Annotated in this window: 23 protein-coding genes and 1 pseudogene; 18 read left to right on the top strand and 6 right to left on the bottom strand. The window is 59.2% G+C overall.

Going from position 1 to position 25,903, the window contains the following annotated elements:
- Nucleotides 1–2 precede the first annotated feature (2 nt).
- From BS627_RS18790 to BS627_RS18755, 8 genes are all read left to right on the top strand, one after another.
- Nucleotides 3–839, top strand: a complete 837-nt coding sequence (locus BS627_RS18790) for a carbohydrate ABC transporter permease (protein WP_077984706.1) — start codon at nucleotides 3–5, stop codon at nucleotides 837–839.
- 4 nt (nucleotides 840–843) lie between these two features.
- Nucleotides 844–2,016: a glycoside hydrolase family 88 protein gene (locus BS627_RS18785; protein WP_077984705.1), complete on the top strand. Its 1,173-nt coding sequence runs from the start codon at nucleotides 844–846 to the stop codon at nucleotides 2,014–2,016.
- A 13-nt stretch (nucleotides 2,017–2,029) separates the two neighbouring features.
- On the top strand, nucleotides 2,030–3,139 hold the full coding sequence (locus tag BS627_RS18780) for an ABC transporter ATP-binding protein (RefSeq protein WP_077984704.1): 1,110 nt from the start codon (nucleotides 2,030–2,032) through the stop codon (nucleotides 3,137–3,139).
- A 19-nt stretch (nucleotides 3,140–3,158) separates the two neighbouring features.
- The gene (locus BS627_RS18775) at nucleotides 3,159–3,863 is read left to right on the top strand and encodes a YesL family protein (RefSeq protein ID WP_077984703.1); all 705 of its coding nucleotides are present in this window, start codon (nucleotides 3,159–3,161) and stop codon (nucleotides 3,861–3,863) included.
- A gap of 48 nt (nucleotides 3,864–3,911) precedes the next feature.
- Nucleotides 3,912–5,192, top strand: a complete 1,281-nt coding sequence (locus BS627_RS18770; protein WP_077984702.1) for an ABC transporter substrate-binding protein — start codon at nucleotides 3,912–3,914, stop codon at nucleotides 5,190–5,192.
- Between the two features lie 68 nt (nucleotides 5,193–5,260).
- Nucleotides 5,261–7,135 (top strand): DUF2264 domain-containing protein, encoded by a 1,875-nt coding sequence (locus tag BS627_RS18765; RefSeq protein ID WP_077984701.1) that lies wholly within the window; start codon nucleotides 5,261–5,263, stop codon nucleotides 7,133–7,135.
- Nucleotides 7,132–8,799 (top strand): acyltransferase, encoded by a 1,668-nt coding sequence (locus BS627_RS18760; protein WP_077984700.1) that lies wholly within the window; start codon nucleotides 7,132–7,134, stop codon nucleotides 8,797–8,799. The genes BS627_RS18765 and BS627_RS18760 overlap by 4 nt, the downstream gene beginning before the upstream one ends.
- A gap of 50 nt (nucleotides 8,800–8,849) precedes the next feature.
- The gene (locus BS627_RS18755) at nucleotides 8,850–9,995 is read left to right on the top strand and encodes an alpha-hydroxy acid oxidase (RefSeq protein ID WP_077984699.1); all 1,146 of its coding nucleotides are present in this window, start codon (nucleotides 8,850–8,852) and stop codon (nucleotides 9,993–9,995) included.
- Between the two features lie 226 nt (nucleotides 9,996–10,221).
- Here the strand turns inward: BS627_RS18755 and BS627_RS18745 are convergent.
- Nucleotides 10,222–10,431, bottom strand: a pseudogene (locus BS627_RS18745) (IS3 family transposase); the annotation flags it as partial.
- A gap of 214 nt (nucleotides 10,432–10,645) precedes the next feature.
- Entirely contained in the window at nucleotides 10,646–11,542 is an 897-nt protein-coding gene (locus BS627_RS18740) for a LysR family transcriptional regulator (RefSeq protein ID WP_077984698.1), read from the bottom strand.
- Nucleotides 11,543–11,647: 105 nt separating this feature from the next.
- Here BS627_RS18740 and BS627_RS18735 point away from each other — a divergent pair, with 105 nt between their 5' ends.
- Genes BS627_RS18735 through BS627_RS18720 form a run of 4 tightly spaced genes read left to right on the top strand, consistent with a single transcriptional unit; the run spans nucleotide 11,648 to nucleotide 15,374 of the window.
- A complete protein-coding gene (locus tag BS627_RS18735; protein WP_077984697.1) occupies nucleotides 11,648–12,730 on the top strand; it encodes a 4-oxalomesaconate tautomerase in 1,083 nt (360 codons plus the stop codon).
- A 48-nt stretch (nucleotides 12,731–12,778) separates the two neighbouring features.
- Nucleotides 12,779–13,780, top strand: coding sequence for an ABC transporter substrate-binding protein (locus tag BS627_RS18730; RefSeq protein ID WP_165691315.1), 1,002 nt, complete (start codon nucleotides 12,779–12,781; stop codon nucleotides 13,778–13,780).
- 9 nt (nucleotides 13,781–13,789) lie between these two features.
- Nucleotides 13,790–14,611 carry an ABC transporter ATP-binding protein gene (locus tag BS627_RS18725; protein WP_077984696.1) on the top strand — a complete coding sequence of 274 codons (822 nt, stop codon included), beginning with the start codon at nucleotides 13,790–13,792 and terminating at the stop codon, nucleotides 14,609–14,611.
- The gene (locus BS627_RS18720) at nucleotides 14,598–15,374 is read left to right on the top strand and encodes an ABC transporter permease (RefSeq protein WP_077984695.1); all 777 of its coding nucleotides are present in this window, start codon (nucleotides 14,598–14,600) and stop codon (nucleotides 15,372–15,374) included. The genes BS627_RS18725 and BS627_RS18720 overlap by 14 nt, the downstream gene beginning before the upstream one ends.
- A gap of 165 nt (nucleotides 15,375–15,539) precedes the next feature.
- Here the strand turns inward: BS627_RS18720 and BS627_RS24640 are convergent, their stop codons facing one another.
- Entirely contained in the window at nucleotides 15,540–15,707 is a 168-nt protein-coding gene (locus tag BS627_RS24640; RefSeq protein WP_165691314.1) for a hypothetical protein, read from the bottom strand.
- Between the two features lie 192 nt (nucleotides 15,708–15,899).
- On the opposite strand from BS627_RS24640, the gene BS627_RS18715 reads away from it, so the two are divergent.
- The 6 genes from BS627_RS18715 to BS627_RS18690 all read left to right on the top strand — a co-directional run bounded on the left by BS627_RS18715 (nucleotide 15,900) and on the right by BS627_RS18690 (nucleotide 22,315).
- Nucleotides 15,900–17,057 (top strand): DSD1 family PLP-dependent enzyme, encoded by a 1,158-nt coding sequence (locus BS627_RS18715; protein WP_245307181.1) that lies wholly within the window; start codon nucleotides 15,900–15,902, stop codon nucleotides 17,055–17,057.
- Nucleotides 17,057–17,446 carry a RidA family protein gene (locus BS627_RS18710; RefSeq protein ID WP_077984694.1) on the top strand — a complete coding sequence of 130 codons (390 nt, stop codon included), beginning with the start codon at nucleotides 17,057–17,059 and terminating at the stop codon, nucleotides 17,444–17,446. Before BS627_RS18715 ends, BS627_RS18710 begins: the two co-directional genes overlap by 1 nt.
- Nucleotides 17,447–17,496: 50 nt before the next feature.
- On the top strand, nucleotides 17,497–18,819 hold the full coding sequence (locus BS627_RS18705) for an NAD(P)/FAD-dependent oxidoreductase (RefSeq protein WP_077984693.1): 1,323 nt from the start codon (nucleotides 17,497–17,499) through the stop codon (nucleotides 18,817–18,819).
- Nucleotides 18,820–19,028: 209 nt separating this feature from the next.
- On the top strand, nucleotides 19,029–20,021 hold the full coding sequence (locus BS627_RS18700) for an ornithine cyclodeaminase family protein (protein WP_077984841.1): 993 nt from the start codon (nucleotides 19,029–19,031) through the stop codon (nucleotides 20,019–20,021).
- A 5-nt stretch (nucleotides 20,022–20,026) separates the two neighbouring features.
- On the top strand, nucleotides 20,027–20,995 hold the full coding sequence (locus tag BS627_RS18695) for a threonine/serine dehydratase family protein (RefSeq protein ID WP_077984840.1): 969 nt from the start codon (nucleotides 20,027–20,029) through the stop codon (nucleotides 20,993–20,995).
- Between the two features lie 390 nt (nucleotides 20,996–21,385).
- Nucleotides 21,386–22,315: a LysR family transcriptional regulator gene (locus BS627_RS18690; protein ID WP_077984692.1), complete on the top strand. Its 930-nt coding sequence runs from the start codon at nucleotides 21,386–21,388 to the stop codon at nucleotides 22,313–22,315.
- On the opposite strand, the gene BS627_RS18685 is transcribed toward BS627_RS18690, so the two are convergent.
- The 3 genes from BS627_RS18685 to BS627_RS18670 form a co-directional block, all read right to left on the bottom strand.
- Complete coding sequence (locus tag BS627_RS18685; RefSeq protein ID WP_077984839.1) at nucleotides 22,309–23,730, bottom strand: aldehyde dehydrogenase family protein; 1,422 nt, start codon at nucleotides 23,728–23,730, stop codon at nucleotides 22,309–22,311. The genes BS627_RS18690 and BS627_RS18685 overlap by 7 nt on opposite strands.
- A gap of 163 nt (nucleotides 23,731–23,893) precedes the next feature.
- Entirely contained in the window at nucleotides 23,894–24,802 is a 909-nt protein-coding gene (locus BS627_RS18680; protein WP_165691322.1) for a GNAT family N-acetyltransferase, read from the bottom strand.
- A gap of 598 nt (nucleotides 24,803–25,400) precedes the next feature.
- A complete protein-coding gene (locus tag BS627_RS18670; protein ID WP_077984689.1) occupies nucleotides 25,401–25,901 on the bottom strand; it encodes a flavin reductase in 501 nt (166 codons plus the stop codon).
- Between the last annotated feature and the right edge of the window lie 2 nt (nucleotides 25,902–25,903).

Genomic DNA, 25,903 nt, shown 5'->3' with positions numbered 1-25,903 from the left:
CCATGCGCATCATGGGCCGCAAAATCCCCGCCGCCACGATCGGCATCTATCTGACCGTCATCGTCGTCACCATCGTCATGCTTCTGCCCTTCGCATGGATGCTGTCGGCGTCGCTGAAACTCAGCCGCGATGTCTTCGCGTTCCCGATCGAGTGGATACCCTCCCAGCCCCGTTGGGAAAACTATGTGGAAATCTGGACAAAAATCCCGCTGGCGCTGTTCATCTACAACACGTCGAAGCTGACGATCATCGTCACGCTACTGCAATTGCTGACCTCAAGCTTCGCGGCCTACGCCTTCGCCAAGCTGCATTTTCCCTACAAGAATACGCTGTTTCTCGGCTATATCGCCACCATCGCCATGCCCTGGCAGGTCTATATGGTGCCGCAGTTTCTGCTGATGCGTGAATTCGGGCTCAACAACACCCATCTCGCGCTGATTTTCCTGCAGGCCTTCACCGCCTTCGGCGTCTTCCTGATGCGGCAGTTCTACATGTCTATCCCGAACGAGCTTTGCGAGGCGGCGCGCATCGACGGCATGAACGAGTACCAGATCTGGGCGAAGATCATGCTGCCGCTTTCCAAACCGGCGCTTTCCACCTTGACGATCTTCACCTTCGTCACGACCTGGAACGATTTTCTCGGGCCGATGATCTATCTCACCAAGACCGAGCTGAAGACCATCCAGATCGGTCTTCGCATGTTCATTTCGCAATATTCGGCGGAATACGGGCTGATCATGGCCGCCTCGGTGGTGGCGCTCATCCCGGTTCTCGTCGTTTTCCTGGCATTGCAGCGCTTCTTCGTCGAAGGCGTCGCCTCCACCGGCCTCAAGGGTTGATTTCATGCTCGATTTGACCACGTCCCTTCCAACCCCGATCACCGCAGCGGAAATCGACGTAGCGCTGACGGCCGCCGTCGCGCAGGTCAGGCGCAATCTGCCTGAGTTCACCTATGCCGCGCAGAACCATTCGAGCGTGAAGAATTTTTACCCCGCAGTGGCCAACGACCAGTGGACCGCCGGTTTCTGGCCCGGCCAGATATGGCTCGCCTTCGAACATACCGGCGACAGGACCTTTCAGCATGCGGCGCAAATACAGGTGCAGAGCTTCCTGCACCGTATCGAAAAGCGCATCGAGACCGATCATCACGATATGGGCTTTCTCTACTCGCCCTCCTGCATCGCCGCATGGAAACTGGTGGCCGATGAGGATGGAAGACGCGCGGCGCTGATGGCGGCGGACCAGTTGATGGAACGGTTCCAGCCGGTCGGGCAATTCATCCAGGCCTGGGGCCGCAGGGACAATCCCAACGAATATCGCTACATTATCGACTGCCTTTTGAACCTGCCGCTGCTTTATTGGGCGAGCCGTGAAACGGGCCGGGAAGACTACCGCACCGTGGCGCTTGCCCATGCCCGCACCACACTTGCCCATTCCGTCCGGCCGGACGATTCCACCTATCATACATTTTACATGGACCCGGAGACCGGCGCGCCGGTGCGCGGTGTGACCAAGCAGGGTTACAGCGACGAGAGTTACTGGGCCCGTGGACAGGCCTGGGGCATCGCCGGCATGGCCATTTCCTATCGTTATGAGCGTCTGCCCGCCTATCGCGACACCTTCGAGCGGCTTCTCGCCTTCTATCTTAAACGCCTGCCCGATGATCTCGTACCCTATTGGGACCTGATTTTTGCGGGTGGCGATGGCGAACCGCGCGACAGCTCGGCGGCGGCCATCGTCGCCTGCGGCCTCCTGGAAATGGCGGAGCTGGAAACGCCGGAAAAGGCCGCGGAGTATCGCGACCTGGCAAGGCGCATGGTGAAAAGCCTCGCCGATCTCTATTCGGTTCGCGATCCCGCGATCTCCAACGGGCAGCTTCTGCACGGCACCTATTCCAAGAAGACGCCCCACAACACCTGCCGGGGCGAAGGCGTCGATGAGTGCGTCTCCTGGGGCGATTATTATTATCTGGAAGCGCTGATCCGGCTTTCGCGCAACTGGTCTTCCTATTGGTGAGCGCGAGGCACAGATGGCTAGCATTTCCCTGAAAAAACTCAACAAGACCTTCGGCGCGCTCAAGGTCGTTCACGATATCGATCTGGATATTGCCGACAAGGAATTCATCATTCTGGTCGGCCCTTCCGGGTGCGGAAAATCCACGACGCTCAGGATGATCGCCGGGCTGGAGGAAATCTCCGGCGGGGAGTTGCGCATCGGCGAGGACATGATGAACGATGTGCCCTCCAAGGACCGCGACATCGCCATGGTGTTCCAGAACTATGCACTTTACCCGCATATGACGGTCTACAAGAACATGGCCTTCGGTCTGGAACTCAGAAAGGCGCCGCGCCATCTCATCGACACCAAGGTCAAGGATGCGGCGAAAATTCTCGACATCACCCATCTCTTGAACCGAAAGCCGAAAGCGCTTTCCGGCGGCCAGCGCCAGCGTGTCGCGCTTGGCCGCGCCATGGTGCGCAATCCGGAAGTCTTTCTGCTCGATGAGCCGCTTTCCAATCTCGACGCCAAGCTGCGCGGAACGATGCGGTCGGAAATCTCCAAACTGCACAAACGGCTCGACGCCACCTTCATTTACGTCACCCACGATCAGGTGGAAGCCATGACCATGGCAGACCGCATCGTGGTGATGAAGGACGGCCATATCCAGCAAGTGGATACGCCGCAAAATCTCTACGACCGACCGATCAACATGTTCGTCGCGGGCTTCATCGGCGCGCCGCAGATGAACATGCTGCCGGTAACGCTACGCCGTGACGGCGACCGCTTCACCGCCCTGTTCGACGGCGCTTCCTTGCCACTGCCGGCAGGCATCGATACCGCACGCCTGCGCCCCTATGAAGGAAAGGACATCGTTCTCGGCATCCGCCCGGAAAACTTCCACGAATTCGCCCCGGCGGATATCGACGCCGCCAATGTCGCACCCTTCCGGGCGACGGTGGAACTGGCGGAGCCGATGGGATCGGAGGTGCATCTCAACCTCGTCTCCGGCGGGCGAAACCTCGTCGCGCGCGTCTCACCGCGTTTCAGGGCGAAGATCGGCGATCCCGTCGAACTGGTGGCGGATCTGACGAATGCACAGCTTTTCGATCCCGCCACCGAGCGATCGATCCTTTATTGAGGCGACGGGGAGAAACGCGATGCAATGGCTGGAAGGTTTATGGACAAGGGAAGGGGCCGGGATCGACAAGAACGCCCCGCAGCTTACCGGCCTTGCCCTGTTCCTCGATATCGTCAAGCGCGAATGGTGGGAGATGGTGAAGCTCAACCTCCTGTTCATCATCGCCAGCCTGCCGGTGGTGACGATGCCAGCGGCGATGCTGGCCACGGCCCGCATCTCAGTTTCCTTCGCAAATGACGAGAATACCTATCTGCTGCGCGACTTTCTCGAAGCCTTGCGGAAATTCGCCCTGCGCGGCACCGCGCTTGTGGTTTTGAGCGCGCTGCTGGTGAGCGCCGGTGTTTACGCGACTGTCAGCTATGCCGGGGCCGCCCGGCTTCAGCTCGTTTATAGCCTGCCCTTTACGATCAGTCTGGCAGTGACGCTGCTTCTCATCCTTCTCAGCGCCTACGCCATTGTTCTCATGGCGAAACAGGACTTGCTGCTTGGAGAAACGCTGCGGCAGGCGGCATTTTCCGCACTCATCAGACCGTTGCCGATGCTGGCGGCGCTCGGCTTCGTCACAGCGCTGTGGATCGCACACATCCTCTTTTATCCGGTGTCGGTGTTCATGCCGGCCACCATCAATTTTTCGCTCGGCATGTTCGCCCTGTGTTTCGCAGCGAGAAACGCTGCAGCGAAAACACGCGCGCCGAAACCCGAACCGGCGGGGAGCGGCGCTTAAGGCAGACTAAAATCAAAACGACATCAGTCAGGGAAGGAGAAACGGGCTATGGAGTTTAAGACAACCAGACGTGCATTTGCTCTCGCAACCGCCGGTCTCGGCATTGCGATCGGCATGGGAGGAACAGCGCTTGCTGCGGGCGATGCGCCCGTCACGCTTAAATGGGCGCTTTGGGATTTGGACAAGGGCGCTTATTTCAAACCCTTGATGGAGGCCTACAAGCAAAAACATCCGAACGTGACGTTCGAGGTGGTCGACCTCGGCTCGCAGGACTATACGCAGATGATATCCACTCAGCTGACCGGCGGCTCCAAGGATATCGACGTCGTCACCATCAAGGACGTGCCCGGCTACGCCAATCTGGTGCGCGCCGGCAACATCACCGATCTCAGCGGCTTCATCAAGGACCAGAAGATCGAGACGGCGCCCTATGGCGGCCTGATCGAGGAACTGACCATCGACGGCAAGATTTACGCCCTGCCGTTCCGCTCGGATTTCTGGGTGGTCTATTACAACAAGGATATTTTCGACAAGGCCGGCGTGCCCTACCCCACCAATGACATGAGCTGGGCGCAGTTCGATGAAATCGCCGGCAAGCTGAAGGGTGGCATGGGCGCCAACCGCACCTACGGCGCGCTGCTGCACACCTGGCGTTCGACGGTGCAGCTGCCCGGTATTCAGGACGGCAAGCACACGCTGGTGGACGGTAATTATGAATTCCTGAAACCCTGGTATGAGCGTGCGCTTGCCCTGCAAAAGAGCGGCGCGATACCGTCCTACGCCTCGCTGAAAACCTCGAATACCCATTATTCCGCTCTTTTCTTCAACGGAACGATCGGCATGCTGCCCATGGGCACATGGTTTGTCGGCACCCAGATTGCCAAGGTGAAATCCGGCGAGTCGAAAAGCGCCAACTGGGGCATCGTGAAGTTCCCCCATCCGGATGGTGTGCAGGCAGGGGCGACGGCCGCGCAGATTGCAGGGTTGTCGGTCAATGCCAATTCCGACCACAAGGAAGCGGCGCTGGATTTCATCCACTTCGTTACCGGACCTGAGGGTGCGGCGATCATCGCCTCCACCGGCACTTTCCCTGCGCTCAGAACCGATGATGTGGCCGAGAAGATCGCAGCACTGCCGGGCTTCCCGCAGGATCAGAACAGCAAGGACGCGCTGCAGGCGGGCAAGGCCTATCTGGAAATGGCGGTCAACCCGAATGCGGCCAAGATCGAAGTTGTGCTGAACCGCGTGCATGATGCGCTGATGACCGACAATATCTCCATCGATGATGGCATCAAGGACATGCATGACGGCGTCAAGGCCATTAAATAATGCCCCAGGGCCGCGGGCGATGAGCCTGCGGCCCTTCCTTCGATCATGAATTCCGGATATTCGTCACCGTGCCTCACGAGACCGCCACAGCCAATCCGCTCTTTCACAATCCGCTTTTAAGCCGGGACGATCTCGCAAAGGCGGTGATCGATCTCTTCAACCCGCTGCTTGCCTGTTTTTCACCCGGCGGCGCGCGTGTCCGACTTGGAGCGACGGGGGCGATTTTCGATTTTCCTGCGGCGGAACTGGAGGGTTTTGCCCGGCCACTATGGGGCATCGTTCCACTTGCCGCCGGCGGTTATGACTTTCCCCACTGGGATCTCTACAGGCGTGGACTGGCCAATGGCGCCAACCCCGCCCACCCCGAATATTGGGGCGACACGGCTGATCGGCACCAGCGGCTGGTCGAGCTGGCGGCGATAGGATTTGCGCTCGCCATGGTTCCCGAACATATCTGGGAGCCGCTTGCCGAAACGGACAGGCAGGCCGTCGTCGCCTATCTTCTTGCTGCCCGCGAGCGGGAATTCGTCGACAATAACTGGAAATTCTTCCGGGTTCTGATCGATCTCGGGCTGGAACGGGTCGGCGTGGAATTCGACCGCGCCAAGACCCAGACCTATCTCGATGAACTCGAGGCTTTCGATATCGGCAACGGCTGGTATCGCGACGGGCCGGTGCGCCGGGTCGACCACTATATTCCCTTCGCCATGCATTTTTACGGCCTGATCTATACGGTGCTGGCAAAAGGCGACGACGCGCGAAAAATGCGCTTGCTCGAACGCTCGCGCATTTTCACCCGTGACATACGCCACTGGTTCGGTCCTGACGGGGCCTCGCTCGCCTTCGGACGTAGCCAGACCTACCGTTTTGCGGCGGGCGGTTTTTGGGGCGCTCTTGCCTTTTCCGGTCTGGAGGCGCTGCCGTGGCCGGAGATCAAGGGTTATTACATGCGCCATATCCGCTGGTGGTCGAAGCGGCCTATCGCGGACCGCGACGGCGTCCTGTCGGTCGGATATGGCTACCCAAATCTTTTGATGAGCGAGAGCTACAATTCTCCCTGTTCCCCCTATTGGGCGCTCAAATTTTTCCTGCCGCTGGCGCTGCCCGCCGATCACCCATTCTGGACTGCGGATGAGGCAGAACCGCAGGAATTTGCCAAACCGGTTCCCTTGGCGGAGCCCGGTATGGTGGCCTTTCATACGCCGGGCAATATCGTGGTCCTGTCCTCCGGGCAGCAGCACGACAGGATGCGCGGCGCACAGGAAAAATACTCGAAATTCGTCTATTCCACCCGTTATGCCTTCAATGTCGAGGCGGATGACCGGCATTTCGCCGCCGCGAGTTTCGACGGCATGCTCGGCCTTTCCGACGATGGCGTGCACTTGCGCACCCGCGAGACGATGGAAGAGGCCTTGATTGCGAGAGACTGCCTCTATTCCCGCTGGCGGCCATGGGCGGATGTCGAGATCGAGACCTGGCTCGTGCCACAAAACCCCTGGCACATAAGGCTGCACCGCATCCGCACCCCGCGCCCCTTGCAAACATCGGAAGGCGGATTTGCCATAGAGCGGGCCGATTTCAATCGCGACTGCACCGAGGCGGGTGAAGGTCGCGCCGTCTGTTACGGACAGACTGACACCAGCCTCATCGTCGATCTTTCGGCTGGCATTCGGCGCGAAGGCGTGTGCCATCAGGCAATCGCCAATACCAACCTCATCCACGCCAGAACCCTTGTTCCGCAATTGCGCGGCGCCATCGCATCCGGCGAAACGCTCCTAGTGACGGCGGCCATGGCACTGCCGGCCGGTAGAGAAGCAGAGGCCGCATTGGCTGTCCTCCCCGAAAGTCCAGATCTCCCGAGGCTGGAAGAGATGTTCAGGCGGGAGGGGCGACGCGTTCCCGCCTATGCTCTCGATGAAACCCGCGCAGGCTGGCGGAGATGACAGACGAAGTATCGAGCTTTTCCCAAAGGTCGGATCGGCTGAACATCCTGACCTGGGAGCGGAAGCAGGAGGATATCGACGGCCCCGACCATCAGGCGCGGTTGCGTGGCCTCAAGCGCTCTGCCAACACCGTTTTCGGGCAGGGCGTCTACATCGCCGCCAAGGCCGAGGTACATACGGATAGACTCCTTATGGGTGCGTATTCGTGGATCGCCGGTTACGCAATCGTGCGCGGCGATATCGAACTCGGCGACAATGTCTCGATCAACCCCTATGCCTGTCTTTCCGGCAAGGTCACAATCGGCAATGGCGTGCGCATCGCCTCACATGTCAGCATCGTCGGCTTCAACCATGGCTTCGACGACATTGAAACTCCGATCCACCGCCAATCGCTGACCTCGCTCGGGATAGAGATCGGCGACGACGTCTGGATCGGCGCCAATGCGGTTGTGCTTGATGGCGTGAAGATAGGACGCGGCGCTGTTGTCGCCGCAGGCGCGGTGGTGGCGAAGGACGTTCCCGCCATGGCCATTGCAGGCGGCGTTCCCGCCCGGGTTCTGCGATATCGCGGAAAAAAAGCGGCCGCGCCGACGCTGATGGAACCCGATAGCCCGCTGCGAGAACTCGGCAAGGAGATTGCGGACGACTGGCTTGTGGCCATCCGCTCCTATGGCGAGGATGGCGTCTATCGTTCCGCCGATGCATCTGGAGGTGAGGTCGAAAGCGTCAGGCATCTGTGCGATGCCATCGAGATCGCAGCAGCCTTCGGACAGGAAAAGATCGCTTTCGATACCGGAAAAACCGTGGCCAATCTTCAGGCCTTGCAGGATCAAGAAACGGGGCTTTTTCTTAACCGTCACCACCGCTCTTCTACATCTCCCGAGAAGGACCCTGCCGTCCTCTATAATATTCTGGCTGTCGGATATGCGCTTGAATGTTTCGGAGCTGCGCCAAAACAGCCGATCGCTTTCATTGAGCGTCTGCGCGCCGAAGAACTCATCCTCCTGCTGGAAGAATTGCCGTGGCAAAGCCGGGCATGGCATTGCGGCGCCACAATAGACGCCATCGCCACCGCGCTTTATTTCAACAGGCGCTATTTCACATCCGGCGACAACCTCACCGTTCTCTTCGGTTGGCTGGCGATGAATGCGGACAAAACCACCGGGCTTTGGGGTGAGCCGACTGCCGCACAGGGCCTGCTGCAACCGGTCAACGGTTTTTACCGGCTTACCCGCGGCTCTTACGCGCAGTTCGGCCTTTCCCTTCCCTATCCGGACGCAGCAATAGACTCCGTTATCGCCAATTATCGTGCCTATGGCGGTTTCCACGGCGAGGATTTTAATGCCTGTAACCTGCTCGATACAATCCACCCGCTTCTTCTGTGCCTGAAACAGACGGATCACCGGCAGGACGAGGCGAAAGAGATAGCCCGCGAAATTCTGCGCCGAAATGAGGGACGCTGGCAAAGGAACAGAGGATTTGCCTTTGCCGAGGGGCATCCGGCCGGCCTGCAGGGCACGGAAATGTGGATGTCGGTTCTCTGGCTTTCAGCGAAGCTCCTCGATGCGGAACATCTCCTGCCGTTCCGACCTCGCGGCATCCATCGCTTCGAGCCTGCGGAAATCGTCCGTGGCCTGATTGCCCGCTCCAAATCTCCGGTATAGGTTTCCGACACTCTTTTGAAAGCTTTCAAACCTGACCGGTCGAGTAAAAGATGCAACTCAAAGACTGCTATAATTTCCACGATTTTCGCCGCATGGCCAAGCAGCGTCTGCCCGGACCGATCTTCAATTATATAGACGGCGCCGCCGATGACGAGGTGACGTATCGGCGAAACACGGCCGCCTTCGAGAAATGCGATCTCGTTCCCGATGTGCTGCGGGGCGTGGCCGATGTGGATATGTCGGTCACCGTCATGGGGCAGAAGCTGTCCATGCCGGTCTATTGTTCGCCGACGGCGCTGCAACGCCTCTTCCACCATCAAGGGGAACGGGCGGTTGCGGCCGCGGCGGGAAAATACGGCACGATGTTCGGCGTTTCTTCGCTCGGCACCACGAGCCTGGAAGAAGCGCGCCGGATCAGCGGCGGCCCGCAGGTCTATCAGTTCTATTTCCACAAGGACCGAGGCCTCAACCGCGATATGATGGCGCGCGCCAAGAGCGCCGGTGTCGAGGCGATGATGCTGACGGTGGACAGTATTACCGGCGGCAACCGCGAGCGCGACAAGCGCACCGGCTTTGCCATTCCGTTCAAGCTCAATCTTTCCGGCATCGCACAATTTGCCATCAAGCCGGCCTGGGGCATCAATTACCTGACGCATGAGCGCTTCAGCCTGCCGCAGCTCGACGACCACATTAAAATGGACGGCGGCGCTCTTTCCATCAGCCGCTATTTCACCGACATGCTCGACCCTTCGATGAACTGGGACGACGTGGCGCAGATGGTGCGCGAATGGGGCGGGCCGTTCTGCCTGAAGGGCATCATGTCGGTGGATGACGCCAGACGCGCCGTCGACATCGGCTGCAGCGGCATCGTGCTTTCCAATCACGGCGGCCGCCAGCTCGATGGCTCCCGCAGCGCCTTCGATCAGCTGGCCGAGATCGTCGATGCGGTCGGCGACCGGATCGACGTGATGATGGATGGCGGCGTGCAGCGCGGCACCCATGTTTTGAAAGCACTGTCTCTCGGTGCAAAAGCCGTGGGGCTCGGCCGCTATTACCTTTTCCCCTTGGCTGCTGCCGGGCAACCGGGCGTGGAAAGAGCGCTCGAGTTGATGCGTATCGAAATCGAGCGCGGCATGAAACTGATGGGCTGCACCTCCGTCGATCAGCTGACACGCCGGAACCTTCGGTTTCGTTGAACACGCTGGACGTTGGAAAAGAGCTGGGCGAAGCGCGGTCGCAACCGACTACGTGAAACCGCATGCCATTTCAGCCGCGTTTCGTCGCTGCTCCTGAAGCGCCATACTGATGTTCCAGACGAGCGCCAGACAAACAAGCCCGCAAAAGCAGGCTGAAATCAGCGAGCGATGACGCTTGGCTCCGGAGAGAAACTGAATAGCCCCGCGTTTCGTAGACACCCTCGGGTTACGTTTTCTGCCGTTCTTCGAACTCGACGGGTGACAGCATCCCGTTTTAGACATGTTTGCGCTTCGGGTTGTAAAACATCTCGATGTAGTCGAACACGTCCTGCCCGACTTCGTCTCTTGAGCGATAAACCTTTCGCCATACCCGCTCCCGCTTCAACAGATCGAAGAAGCTCTGGTGCACGGTATTGTCATGGCAGTTTCCGCGCCGGCATCCTCCACTTCAAGAGGGGGTATCCTCGCTGCGAGGCAAATGATCAGATAATCACGGCGCTAGATTGGCGAACCCTGGTCGCGGAACGACCGCGGGCGATCTCGTGCTTAGAACCAACAGCAATAGCTCGACACTACTCCAAAGTGGCCAGATGCTCACGAACAATCCCGCGTATCAGGGCCTGAGGTTTAGACCGCACGAGGTTGTAGAATTAATGTGTTTTCCAAGTTCTCAACAGCATTTCCACGAATTTTTCCGCCGCCGGAGACAGCGCGTTACTCCTTCTCCGCACGATGCCTATCGTGCGGGAAACCACCGGGTTGACGATCGGCCGGGTGATAAGGAATGGGTGATCGCCCTGCGGCGTTGCCAACCGCGGCAGGACGGAAATCCCAAGTCCAGCTTCCACAAGACCGAGCGATGTGTTCAGGTGCGTCACCTCGTAAAACCAGTTCAATTTTAGATTGCATCGCGCAAGCGCGCTGTCGAGAAGCGTCCTGTTGCCACTTGAACGGTCCACGACAACCAGCGGAAAGGCCTCCAGCTGGTCCCACTCGATTGTCTCGTAAGCTGCCAGAGGGTGGTCTTTCCTCATCGCCAGCACGAAGGGGTCATCGATGAGGGGCTCGAATGAAAGCTCGGGATCGGAATTGCCCATCAGGTTGATGCCGAATTCCACCTCGCCTCTGGCGACCGCCTGAAGACCTTCATTGGCTGTCAAATCCCTGATCCTCAGCCTTATGTGGGGATATTGCTGGCTGAAGGTCTTGATGACGGTGGGAAGAAAGTAAAAGGCGGCGGTCGGAACACAGGCCATGGTGATAAGCCCACGCCGTTGCGCGCCGTCCTTCATGGCAAAAAGCGATCCGTCAAATTCCTCGAGCATACGCCGAACGAGCGGCATGACTTCCTGTCCCATGGCAGTGGGGGCAACGTGGCGTGTCGTTCTTTCCAGAAGGGGCGCCCCGATCGCCTGCTCCAGTTTCTGGATACGGCGGGTGAGCGCCGGTTGCGAGATGTGAAGCGCCTCGGCGGCCCTGTGGAAACTGGCCAATTCAACCACCGCTTGAAACGCCCGCAAATCCAGAATTTCGCAATTGATGCTCATATCGCAATAAAACTCCAAAACATTGCATTTAACAGATTAGACTCTTTTGCTCATATTGCAACAACACGACGCATTGATCCGCCAAATGCAATATTGAGGCAACCCATGAACGACCTGCTGAAGATACCCTGTGTGCTGATGCGCGGTGGAACGTCGCGTGGACCGTTCTTTCTCGCATCCGATCTTCCCCGTGATCGAGTAGACCGGGACGCGGCCCTTCTCTCCATCATGGGGTCGGGCCATCCACTGCAGATCGACGGCATTGGCGGAGGCAATCCGGTTACGTCCAAAGTTGCGATTATCGGCCCTTCCACAGTCCGGGGCGCGGACATTGATTACCTGTTCGCGCAGGTTCGGACCGACAGGCAGTATGTCGATTATTCGCCAAATTGCGGAAACATGCTGGCCGCTGTCGGCCCTTTTGCTATCGAAGCGGGACTTGTCGAAGCACGGGGCAAGGATACTCTTGTGAGAATCCATAACGTGAATACCGGCAAGCTGATCGAGGCGAAAGTTCCGACACGCGGTCGTGAGGTTATTTATCTCGGCGACGCCTCGATCGACGGCGTTCCGGGTCTGGCGGCACCCATCGCATTGACATTCATGGATGCAGCAGGTGCGAAGACCGGCCAGCTGCTACCAACTGGAAAGCCGGTTGATCTGATCGATGGCGTCAACGTTACGGCCATAGACTGTGCCATTCCGATGGTTCTCATCCGCGCACCCGATCTCGGCGTGACGGGGTACGAGGATCCGCAAACCCTGAGCGCTCACAAGGACCTCATCGCACGGATGACCCGCATCCGCATCGAGGCTGGAAAGTTGATGGGAATGGGTGATGTCAAAGACATGGTCATTCCGAAACCGGTGCTCGTTGCGCCCGCCCGCAGAGGCGGCACTCTCTCGGTACGGTATTTCATGCCCAACGAGTGTCATCCTGCACTGGCGACGACCGGTGCTGTTGGCATCGCAACCGCGGCTGTCACCAAAGGCTCTGTCGCTTATGATATGGTTGGAGGCCTTTCGGTGCCAACCCAGATCCGCATCGAACATCCCGCCGGCTGCCTCGACGTGCAGCTGGAGATGCGAAACGGAGCAATAACGGCCGGACTTGTAAGAACGGCGCGCAGGCTTTTCGAAGGCTTCGCCTTTGCCAAACCAACCGCTGCGATTGAAGACGCAGCCTAGACGCGGCCATAGTGGCGCAAAATATAGTTGAACCGGGAGGAGACCCTTATGCGTAAATATCTGCTTGCAACCGCCGCGCTCTGTGCGCTGGCAGCATCAGCCAATGCCGAAGCCGTCAGGATGAGCGTTGGCTCTTACAACCTCAACAACCTGCCTTTCCCCGTGGCTGCGAGCCTTGGCTTCTACAAGGAGGAGGGCCTTGATGTAACGACCGAGAACTTTGCCCAAGGCGGGTCGAAGGTCCTGCAGGCGCTTGTCGCGGGTTCCACGGACGTTGCCGTGGGCTTCTACGATCATACGATCCAGATGCAGTCGCAGAACAAGCATGTGGTCGGCTTCGTGCAGCTTGCCCGTAACTCGGGCCTGGTTCTCGCCGGCAAGAACGACACGGACTTCGATCCGGCCAAGCCCGAGACGATCAAGGGCAAGAAAATCGGCATTACGTCGCCCGGCTCCTCCTCGGACTTCTTCATTCGCTATTACATGAAGCAGCATGATCTCAGCGACAACGACATCTCCATCATCGGCGTCGGTTCGGGTGCTGCAGCCGTAGCCGCTCTGCAGCAGGGCAAGATCGACCTGCTCGTCAATTACGATCCTGCCGCGACCATCGTCGTGGAACGCGGACTGGGCAAGATCCTCATCGATGCCCGTAGCGATCAGGGCGCCAGGGATGTCTATGGCGGCATCTATCCGACATCGGTCCTTTACGCGACGCAGGACTATATCGATGCCAATCCAGAAGTGGTTCAGAAAGTCACCAATGCAACGGTTCGGGCGCTGCACTGGATGAAGCAGCATTCTGCGGAAGAAATCGTCGCGAAGCTTCCCGATGATTTCGTGTCCGGCGACAAGCAGACCTACATCAAGGCTGTCGAAGCAGCCAAGGCGATCTTCTCCGAAGACGGCAAGTTCGAGCCTGCCGATCTCGAAACGCCGCTTTCCGTTCTGAAAAGCTTCAATGATGCGGTTGCCAAGGCGACGATCGATCTCAACACCACCTACACCAACAAGTTCGTCGAGGCTGCTGCCTCGAAGGCCGCAAACTGAGAGGCCGCCATGTCTTCGCCAGCCAGAAAGCTAGAACCCGTGACGGAACTGAAGCCCCCGCCGATGGTAGCAATCGATGATGTGACCATGGCGTTCGGTTCGTTTGTTGCCGTACAAAACGTAAATCTCAAGGTCGGCGATGGCGAGTTTCTCTCCATCGTTGGGCCTACGGGATGCGGAAAGTCCACCATTCTCAACGCCATTGCGGGCCTGTTGAAGCCAGCGCAGGGCAAGGTTTCCATCGACGGCTCGCTCGTCAAGGGCGTACAGAACAACATCGGATATCTGTTCCAGCAGGACGCGCTTCTTCCCTGGAAGACAGCGTTTCAGAATGTCGAGCTTGGCTTGATGTTCCGCGGCGTTCCCGAAAATGAGCGGCGCGCCAAGGTTCAGTCCTGGCTTGAAAAGGTCGGCCTGAAGGGATTCGGAGACCGCTTTCCGCACCAGCTCTCCGGTGGGCAGCGCAAACGCGTGCAGATGGCGCAGGCACTCATCACCGAGCCGAAGGTCATCCTCATGGACGAACCCTTCTCCGCATTGGATATCCATACCCGCCACCTTATGCAGAACGAATTGCTGCGCCTGTGGCAGGAGGACCGCCGTGCGGTGGTCATGATCACCCATGATCTGGAAGAGGCGATTGCGCTCGGAGACCGGGTTGTTGTTCTCGCTGCTGGCCCGAAGAGCCGCGTCATCGAGAGCTTCCCTGTCGATCTTGAACGTCCCCGCAACGTTGCGGAAATCAAACTCGATCCAAAATTCATGACGCTCTATCGCGATATATGGGCGTCCCTGCGTGGCGAAGTGGAGAAAAGCTATGCAAGCCGTTAATGTTCGTATCATCCAGGTCGTTCTTCTGGTCGTGCTTTTGGGAGGCTGGCAGCTCGGTGTCACCTCGGGCGCCATCGACCGGTTCTTCTTTCCGGCGCCCTATGACATCGTCAAACAGGTGATTGACTGGGTTGCCGATGCCGGTTTTTACAAGCATGTCGGCATCACGCTGAGCGAAACGGTGCTTGGCTATCTCATCGGTACAGGTCTCGGCGTCGGCGCCGGCGTCTGGCTGGGCCTCAGCCCCTTCGTCGCCCGGGTGCTTGATCCGTTCATCAAGGCGGTGAACGCCATTCCGCGTGTGGTTCTGGCTCCGATCTTCGTGCTGTGGCTCGGCCTCGGCCTGTGGTCGAAGGTTGCGCTTGCGGTTACGCTCGTTTTCTTCGTCACTTTCTTCAACGCCATGCAGGGCGTGCGCGAAGTGAATCCGGTCGTGCTTTCCAATACTCGCATTCTTGGCGCCAAGCGTTCGGATCTGCTGCGTCACGTCTATTTCCCCGCTGCGGCGAGTTGGATTCTGTCGTCGCTGCGCACCTCCGTCGGATTTGCCGTGGTCGGCGCAATCATCGGCGAATATCTGGGAGCTTCCGCTGGCCTCGGTTATCTAATCGCCCGCTCGGAAGGCAACTTCGATGCGGTCGGCGTCTTCGCGGGCATCATCATCCTGGCGGTCTTCGTTCTTGTTATTGACCTCATTCTGGATTTTGCGGAGAAGAGGTTGATTACCTGGCGGCCGAATGCAGGCGAGGAACGTCCCGCGTAAGCGGAATGAAACAAGACTATTTCCATCGGGGCGGCCAGTCGGCCGGCCCGCTTTTTCTTTAACGACGTTGCTACACTTACTGTTAACGCCACAACGCCGCGATTGGGACAGCGGATAGCCGCTCTCCGAACGGGATCACCTTGTCATGGTCGTACATGACAATGCCTAAAACAAATCGTTCCCTTGTTGCTTCAGCCAATATTCGCGCTTGAGATCGAAGGGTACGTTCTCAACAGCGTGTGGACGCTCCATGCCGCGCGGTAGGTTAACGGTCAAACCACGAACCGCAATCACCGCGTCATCCGGCAACACAGGCTCGGTCGTAACGACCATGCCAGAGACAATATTCCTGGGCCGAAACTCTGACTGCCACGAGAAAAGCCTGCTCAAGGCAAGGCCTGGAGGTGAAGAGATTAACAGAAAGCTAAATCCAACATTCACTAGTCATTAATTGCAGCCTTTATGAATTGGCGGCAAATTGGGATCAAACCGGAAACCGGACTGATGGATGTAAGGACGCTCCAAATGCGTACAGAACCCAATTTCGCCAGCACGCTCGACACCCTGGAAACGCCCTGCCTTATCGTGGATGCGGATCGGATGGAGAGAAATATCACGCGGCTGCGGACGCGTCTCGATGCACTGGGCGTTTCTCTACGCCCGCATCTGAAAACTGCCAAGTCGATCGAGGCCGCCCGCAAGGTCATGACCTCGCCGGAAGGGCCTGCGACCGTATCGACCTTGAAGGAGGCCGAACAGTTCGCCGCAGCAGGCGTGCGCGACGTGATCTATGCGGTTGGGATTGCACCCGACAAGCTCGCTCGTGTCGCCCAGATGCGGGACCGCGGCATCGACCTCATGGTCGTGGCCGACAATGTCGAGCAGGCCGAGGCTATTGCCGCAGCATCCAAGGCGGCGGGTTTACGCATTCCAGCCCTCATCGAAATCGATTGCGACGGCCATCGGTCCGGCGTTCCGCCCCATGACCATGCCCGGCTGCTTCAGATCGGCGAAGTACTTGCCGCCGGCGCCGAGTTGCGCGGCGTACTGACCCATGCCGGTGATAGCTATCGCGGCGGCGGCCCGGAGGCTCAGGAACGCTTCGCCGAGGCAGAACGCCGGGCTGTCGTCGAGTCCGCGCAGGTCCTGCGCGCCGCCGGCCTGCCCTGCCCCATCGTTAGTGTCGGCTCAACGCCGACGGCTCATCACGCAAAGGATTTGACCGGCGTGACCGAAGTCCGCGCTGGAGTCTTCGTGTTCTTCGATCTGGTCATGGCCGGGATCGGCATCTGCCGGGTGGATGACATTGCGCTCAGCGTTCTCGCCACCGTCATCGGCCACCAGCGCGATAAGGGCTGGATCATCACAGATGGCGGCTGGATGTCGCTGTCGCGGGACCGCGGCACCAGCAAACAGCCCGTCGACATGGGCTTTGGTCTGGTCTGCGACGTCAACGGCGAAGTTTTCAACGACGTGATCGTTGCAGATGCGAACCAAGAGCACGGGATCATTGCTGTCCGGCCGGGTTCCAACGGCCGCCTTCCAGACTTGGCCGTCGGAGACCGCGTCCGCATCCTGCCCAACCACGCCTGTGCGACCGCGGCACAGCACGGCGCCTATCATGTCGTGCGCGGGGTCTCGCGCGATGTGGAAGCCGTCTGGCCGCGCTTTGGAGGCTGGTAATGACAAGATTGCTGGACATCAGCACGGATGACGCGCCGCGCCCGGCTGGGCATTATGTCCAGGCAAGGCGTGGCGGTGATCATCTTTACATATCCGGCCAGTTGCCGATCCGCCCCGATGGGGAGCCCCTGCCCGACGACAGTTTCGAGACGCAGGCTGCGCAAGCAATCGACAACATGCTGGCGATCCTCAAGGCGGCCGACGGGCAGCCGGCCGATCTCGTCCGCGTGACGGCGTACATCGTTGGGGTCAGCAATTGGCCGCGTTTCAACGCGGTCTATGCCGAACGGCTGGGTGAGGCGCGCCCCGCCCGCACAGTCGTTCCCGTCCCTGAACTGCACTATGACTATCTCGTCGAGATCGACGCGATTGCCGTCATTGGCCAGTAAATCCACCGAACATCCGGTCGCAAGAACACCACTCACCTAGGTCAAGATTCATGACTCCAATGCTCAGATCCATCCCAAGCGACCCGGAACTCCCGGCCAAGGCCGATGTCGTGGTCATCGGTGGCGGCATCATCGGTGCGTCCGCTGCATTCTCGCTGGCCGAACGCGGTCTCTCGGTAGCGCTGCTGGAAAAAGGTCTGGTTGGCGCGGAGCAATCGAGCCGCAACTGGGGCTGGTGCCGCCGGCAGAACCGGGATGAGCGCGAATTGCCACTCTCGGGCGTAGCCATGGACCTGTGGGACGAGATCGCGGCGAAGATCGGCGAGGATGTCGGTTTCCGCCGGTGCGGCCTGTTCTATGCCACGGACAATCCGCAACAGCTGGCGGAATGGGAGCAATGGCAGACGACTGCCCGTAAGTTCGATGTCAATACGCGCATGCTGAGCCCCAAGGAGGCACATGAAAGCGTTCCGGCGCAGGGGCGTCGATGGCTCGGCGGGGTTCATTCCGTTGATGATGGCAAGGGCGAGCCGGCCATTGCCGCTCCGACAATCGCGAGCGGTGCCCGCAAGTTCGGGGCAACCATCCACCAGAATTGCGCCGCGCGCGGGCTGGATGTTGTCAACGGCGCAGTCGCCGGGGTCATCACCGAAAAGGGCACGATCAGGACTCAGGCCGTCCTCAATGCCGGCGGCGCATGGGCATCCATGTTCAGCCGGCCCTACGGCGTCATATTTCCGCAGGCAAGTGTCCGCCAGACGGCGGTGCGCACAGTACCGACGGTGAATGTCGGCGATGCCCTTTACACCCCCGAATGTTCGCTGACGCGCCGGCTCGATGGTAGTTACACTTTGGCCGTCAGCGGCAGGGCAACACTTGACCTGACGCCCCAGGGCATGCGCTATGCCCGCTGGTTCATGCCGATGTTCCTGAAACGGCTCAAGGCCGTACAGGTCGGCGTCAGTACGTCGATGTTCCGCGGTCCGGAAGCGCTGGCACGATGGACGATGCAGGAAACATCGCCCTTCGAGCGGATGCGGATTCTTGATCCGGCCCCCAGCAAGCGGACAATTGCCACCATGCTGAAGGGTGTCCACGACCAGTTTCCGGCGCTTGCCGGCGTCACGATCGCCGATAGCTGGGGTTCCTATGTGGACTGCACACCGGACGCAGTGCCGGTGATCTCTGCAGTCGACCGCGTGCGCGGCTTTTATCTGGCGGCCGGCGGGTCCGGTCGCGGTTTTGGCATCGGTCCGGGCATTGGACGACTCGCGGCCGACCTGGTTGCCAATGATAAACCCTGCGTTGATCCCACGCCCTTCCGGCTGTCGCGCTTCTTTGACGGATCGAAGGTGAATGTCGGCGCGCTTTGATTGCAATCGAGATCGCCACCGCCGGCTAAAGGCACGCGTCCGGTTCGATCGCCGTCGGCAAACTTTATGCGCAAGCCGCGACATCAATCACAACAATCTGCGCTCACCGGCAGTCTATGCGGCGAAAAATGAAGACAAATATCGGGCATGGTCATCACACGAGCAGTCGCTTGCGACTGCAGGAAACTGCGAGCAAACCGATGTCAGCGATGCAAACGCTCCTACTCAACAAGGATCAGGTAATGCGCCTGATCGACATGCGGCAGGTGATAGGCGCTGTGGAAGACGCCTACAGGGCCTATAGCAGCAACCAGGTCGCACAACCCGACTATATCGGCATCCACCTGCCGGACGGACGCGGAGAGATCGATTTCAAGCTTGGCTATCACAAGCAGGCGGAAATGATTTCGATGAAAGCCCATTCCGGCGGCTTCGCCAACAACCCCGAGCAGCATGGCGTGCCGAACAGCATGGGAACCATTCTGCTGTTCGACGCCACAAGCTGCGCGCTTATCTGCATACTGGATGGAAGTCTGATCACAGGCTTTCGAACTGGGGCTTCTGGCGCCGTCTCAGTGAAGGCCCTTGCCCGAAAAAATTCCCGTGTCATTGCATCGATCGGTACGGGCAATCAGGCGAGAATGCAGATCCGCGCGATTAGCAGGATCATGCAGATCGACGAGATTCACGCCTGGAGCCGCACGTCGGCGGCCCTGGCTGCTTACAAGCAGGACATAGAGCGCGAGTTTAACATACCGGTTACGCTGGCGGCGTCCAAGAAAGACGCTGTCGAAAAGGCGGACATTCTGATCACGACGACGCGCGGCAAAGGCGATCTGGTGCAGGCCAATTGGGTAAAACCTGGAACCCACATCGTTGCGATCGGCACTGATCAGCGCGGCAAACAGGAACTCGAACCCGAAATATTCCGAAACGCGAAGATTGTCGTCGATTCCATTTCGCAGTGCTCGCAAAAGGGTGAAACCTTTCATCCGCTCGCAAACAACATCATCACCATGGACGACATCCATGGCGAAATAGGAGAGGTCCTGCTCGGCGCGAAATCCGGTCGGACAAATGATGAGGAAATCACGATCTTCGATTCCACCGGCATGGCGATCCAGGATAACACGACTGCCCGGTCCATCTACCAGAACGCCCTCGCCAACAATGTTGGCGCATTCTTTTCCTTTTTCGAGTGATCACCATGACAAGCTTCCCGACCCTTCAGGACATCCAGGACGCGCGAGCGCGCCTGAAACCCCATATCCGGCATACGCCCCTGTTGCGCGCAGACAAGATTGAAAAGGTTGTCGACTGCGAACTCTACCTCAAGCCTGAGACCTTGCAGGTTACTGGCGCCTTCAAGATTCGCGGCGCGCTCAACAAGGCTCTCTCGCTGTCCAGGGACGAAATTGCAAACGGGATTATCGCGACATCTTCGGGCAATCACGCACAGGGGTTAGCCTATGCCGCCCGTATGCTGGGCGTGAAGGCTATTCTGGTGCTGCCGGTCACATCACCGAAGATCAAGATCGAGAACACAAAAGCGCTGGGGGCAGAGGTCGTTCTCTTTGACGGAGACAATGCAGCGCGGTGGAAACACGTCTACGCGATGGCCGCCGAAAACGGATATGCCCCCATCCACGCTTTCGAGGATCCGATTGTGATGGCAGGCCAGGGAACGATCGGCTGCGAAATTCTCGATGATCTATCGGACGTTGATACGGTCATCGTCCCCGTCGGCGGTGGCGGACTGATTTCGGGTATCGCAACAGCCATCAAGGAAACTAGTCCCTCCGTGCGCGTCATCGGCGTAGAGCCCTCTTTGACGCCGAAATATTACCAGAGCCGGATCAATAAGGAGCGCACTTCGCTTCCGTTGCTGAACACGATTGCTGACGGGCTGCGGCTCAGCGTGCCGGCCCAGAATCCGTTTCCCATCATTGAAAAATACGTCGATGAGATTATTTTGGTTGAAGACCGACATATCGTTGATGGCATGCGTGCGTTGGCAAAAGATGCCAAGCTGATTGCTGAACCGGCGGCCGCGATCACGGTGGGGGCGCTGCTGGCTGGCTCGATAAATCTGAAGCCAAATGAAAAGGTCTGCGCCGTGCTGTCTGGCGGAAACTGGGACTTAAGCGATCTCGCTGAAGTCTATGCCGAGGGATAAGCATTTGAGTCGGTCTCACCAGGCAGCCGGCGACCAAACGTCTCATTGTATGGATTGACTGCTCATCCCTACCGGAAATGGTCCGGGAGAACACATCGGTAACTTGCGCCGTCTGGACGAAAGCCGTTCTTATTCTGGTGCAGGTTGGCTGCTGACTTGAGACAGATGCCTGTTCTTGAACGTCGCAGTTCTTCAGGTGACCGTGACGAAGGTTACGCAGCGTCTCGATCGTCCTCCAGGCGCCGACATAGCCTAGCTTCATCACGAAGCTGTCGCCCGCGCGGCCGCGAAAATCAAGGCTTTTCCGCGATTCTTCGATCAAACGTCTTGCCTCCTGACCATGAAGATGAAAATTAATGCGATTAGAATATTAAATTCAGGATGAACTTAATGCTTACATCCGATGATCTCGCCTTTTTCTCGGTCCTTGTCGGCTCGCGATCCCTGGCGGAGAGCGCGCGCAAGCTCAACGTGACGCCGCCAGCCGTCACTCAGCGGCTGCGTGCGCTCGAAGAAAAAGTGGGTGTCAGGCTGATTGATCGAACCGGCAAAAGCCTCTTTTTGACCGAGGAGGGCTCGCTCGTCGCTTCGCACAGCGTTATCGTCAGCAACGCAATCGATGAGCTGTCAGAAGCCCTGGCGGACCGCAGGGGCGTGGTGCGGGGACATCTGAGGATCGCAGCCCCACACGGGTTCGGCAGGCAGCATGTCGCACCCGTCGTGGAGGCGTTCGCGCGGGAGCATAAGAGCGCGCTCGCCACGCTGGAACTGTCCGACCACCCTTCCGCCTTGCTCATGGAGAGTTTCGAAGTGATCATTCACATCGGCGCGCGGGGACATCTCGACCAAGTGGTAACGACGCTGGCGCCGAACCGGCGCATTCTCTGCGCCAGTCCGCACTATCTGACTTCGGCGTCGCCGATTTTGGAGCCGGCAGATCTCGCGAGGCATCGCTGCCTTGCCGTCCGCGAGAACGAAGAGGACGTGACGCTGTGGCGTTTCACCGGGCCCCGGCAGGAGACTGCGACAGTGCGTATCAACCCAGCCATGTCGAGCAATGACGGTTCGGTCATCCGAGACTGGGCGCTGGCGGGCCAGGGCGTAATGATGCGGTCGGAATGGAGCGTCGCTGAAGACCTCGTCGCCGGCCGATTGCAGGAAGTGCTGCCCGACTGGCAGCTTCCCTCGGCCGACATCATCGCCATGCTGGGATCGAGGCACGGGCGGAGCGCCCGCTCCACCGCTTTCTTGAAGCTCCTGCGTCAGTCGCTCAAGCCGCCGCCATGGCGAAGCGGCAACTTGGCATCAGTCGGTCAGTAGCCGAGGATTGACTTCGTCTCGAGATATTCCTCAAGTCCGTGGACGCCGTATTCGCGCCCATTGCCCGACTGCTTGTAGCCGCCGAATGCCGCCGCACCGTTCCAGGCCGGATAATTGATATGAACCTGACCCGCGCGGATGCGGCCCGCCACGCGTCTCGCCCGGTCGATATCGCCTGACTGCACATGCGCGCCGAGACCGTAGACCGTGTCGTTGGCGATTGTGATAGCCTCTTCCTCGTCCTTATAGGGCATGATCGCCAGGACAGGGCCGAAGATTTCCTCGCGCGCGATGCGCATGTCAGGCGTGACGTCGGAAAAGACCGTCGGCTGTGCGAAAAAGCCACTCTCGATCCCGCCAGGACGACCAGGTCCGCCTGCCACGAGCTTGGCCCCGCCATCGATGCCGGCCCTGATCATGGTCTGAACGCGTTCGAACTGGGCGCGGTTGGCGATCGGCCCCATCGTTGTCGCGGCGTCGCGCGGATCGCCAACCACCATGGCATGGACGGTGTTGCGCGCCAGTTCCTCTACTTGGGAAAGCCGGTGCGCTGGCACCAGCATCCGCGTCGGCGCGCTGCACGATTGGCCGGCATTGCGCATGCCCGCCTGCAGTCCTTTCGGGACCGCGATTTCGAAATCGGCATCATCCAGCAGGATGTTGGGCGACTTGCCACCCAATTCCTGAACCACGCGCTTGATGGTCGGTGCGGCCGCCTGGGCGACCAGCACGCCTGCACGCGTCGAGCCGGTGATGGAGATCATGTCGACATCCGGATGGCTGGACAGAGCAGCACCAACGGCCTCGCCCGTGCCGTTGACCAGGTTGAACACACCGGGCGGTGTGCCCGCATCGTGCATCAGTTCGGCAAACAGCACTGCGCTGTAAGGCGAAAGCTCGCTGGGCTTCAGGACAATCGTACAGCCAGCGGCAATCGCGGGCGCCACCTTGGCGGTGATCTGGTAGAGAGGCCAGTTCCAGGGGGTGATGAGGGCACAGACGCCGATGGCCTCTTTCGCTGTCGCGAGGCCTCCGTTCACCGACAGGAACGGATATGTCTCGAGCGTCTCCATCTGGACGCGGATATGTTCGGCGGCAAAGAAGACCTGCGACGACCGGGCAAAGCTGATCGGCGTCCCCATTTCGCTCACGATCGCCTGAGCGAACAGCTCGGCGCGTTCCATGACGAGCGCATGCATTCTTTTGAGAAGCGCAAGCCGCTCCGGGATACTCGATTGGGCAAAGGCCGGGAAGGCCTTGCGCGCGGCGGCCACGGCCAGGTCGACGTGGCGGGCGCTTCCGGCAGGGATATGGCCGGTAACCTGTTCAGACGCCGGATCGACGACCGGCAGCAGGTTCACATCGGCGAATGCCTGCCATTCACCGTTGATGTAAAACTGGTTCTCTCGTTTCATCGCTACGTCTTCTCCTTGGTCCTGCACGACGTATTCCGTGCGCTTCGAACAGGATGACTGAAAGGGCAAGAGATCGACAGACGATCTCGCCTGAGTGCCCGATTAAGGCTGGGCTTAACAACGGCGGCCCGAATGGGCAGGCCGGCCGGTCACCTCAGCATGATCAGCCAAGTGTCTGGCTGGCCAGTGAGTAAGTCACCGGCGCACGCGTTCCCTCCGTCGCAAAATCCGCAAGCCGCTTGCCCCGCGACATAGTCAGTACGGTATCGTAGACGGTAAGACCGCTGCGCTGCACGAAGAGCGCAAAGTCACCTGTTTCGTAGTGCGTATCGAGACGAAGGAACCGGCCCTCATGATCGCGGATATGCGGCGAAACAACAGCGATGGCCTCCGCGTCGTTCGAGGCCACAATCGGCCCGACGACATGGCCGCGCCCGAACTGGCGACAGAGGGCAAAGGCCTTCAGTACGCCATCGTGGAAAAGGCCGTAGCTTCGCGAATGGGCCATGAGCTTTTCGATGACGCCTGAGCGCACCACGCCAAAGGCCGCCGCGTCGAGCGCCGTCACTGCGGCGAGATCATCAGCGCCCAAGACCCGCAAGTCACCGGAAAAATCCTGCTCGACGGGCGCATCGGTGACGATACCCTGGCACTGATAAACAATCTTTTCCGGCACGAAGTCGAGGGACAGGTAAAGCCTCTGGGCAGCCCGCGTTGCGTTGAGGCGCAGATCTATGCCGTCAAGATCTTGTAGCGCATATTCCATCAGCCAGAGGCCCGTGCCATGCGTCTGCAAGCGCGGCGAGGTGATGACCATGCCGATCGTTGCGAGTTCGGGCGATTGACGGAACCACATGGCGGAACTCATGATGCGGCCGATGTCATCGATCGCAACGACGCCTTTGCCGACGTCGCGCAAGAACTGCCAGTCCTGCGGGCGGTGCGGCCAGCCGACCGAAATCGACAGCGCATGAAGCTGCTCAAGGTCCGCCCTCGCCACATCGTCGATCTGCATCGCGAAGGCGTCGATCTGGTTTCTTTCTCCGAGCTTGAGGATTTCACTCACACGCATGTCCTCTATCAATTCCCACCATTTCGTGCCGCTCGTGGCGCATAGCGGCTCGATCATAACCCCACCGCGCCGCAGCTTTTGCTTGAAATCAGTGGAGCTTTGCAACATTTCACCGAAACGGTGATGCGTTCGGCATCACATCCTTCACAATGCCGTGCCTGATAGCTGTCGAACCGTGCCAAAGACGGCCGAAGCCTGCACCCGTGACCCGGTGAACGTGGCTGAAGTTCTGAAAAAACTGGTTTGCTTCATTAGCGTGTTCAGGACGCTGAATGCCGCGATCGTCGAATGGATCGAACGACTGCTGGTCGCAGCCCTGCGACGTCGAGGGCATCAGGAGGAGATGGCACAAACCCCTCGCTCCCGCCCCCTGAACCTGTAGAGCCCCGAAATGGAGCTATTGCAAAACATGGATTCCATCTTGTGCGTTACATACAACAGAGTTTCGGAGGATGTGGTGGGAGAGGTGAATAGGCATTGACCTTGCGATCGTCGCCATCACCCTGTGCTTTACTAAAATCTCTTACTGCCGGCGACCGTATTGGCTTATTTCGTAACGCAGCGTAGGAGCGCCGGTGTCACGACGGCCTGTATCCGCTTATCCCTTGAGATAGCGACGCATGCAGTAGAGCAGCGTTGCCTGCTCTTCGCTCTCGCGAATGTCGATCACACACCCGAAAAGAATTCGGTGCGTTGCTTCGTCGACGGCATTGGTCAGCTCGCATTCAAAGCTGACCGAGGCGTCAGCCAGAATCGGGACACCCGTGAGGCCGTCTTTCCATTCGCCAAGCGCAAATCGATCCTTCACCGGTCTCTTTCCGCCGAAAGCGTTCGAGATATCCTCCTGGCCCGGCATCAGCGTGTTGACGCAGAAGTGTCGCGCGCGCTCAAACGCATGAAAAGATGAGCTGGCTCGATTGATGCAGACGAGAAGTGTCGGCGGCGTGTCGCTGACACTGCAAACCGCCGATGCGGCGAAGCCGTAACGCTTCCCGCCGTATGTGGTGGTGACGACGTTGACCGCAGAGCCGAGACGCGACATGCCGTTGCGAAACGTGGCTTTGTCCACAGTATCGAAGCGGTGGTTCACCATGTTCATGT

This window comes from Agrobacterium salinitolerans (assembly GCF_002008225.1).
GTDB classification, from domain to species: Bacteria; Pseudomonadota; Alphaproteobacteria; order Rhizobiales; family Rhizobiaceae; genus Agrobacterium; species Agrobacterium salinitolerans.
Note: the sequence above shows the minus strand (reverse complement) of the source record. Positions and strands in the feature narration are given on the sequence as shown.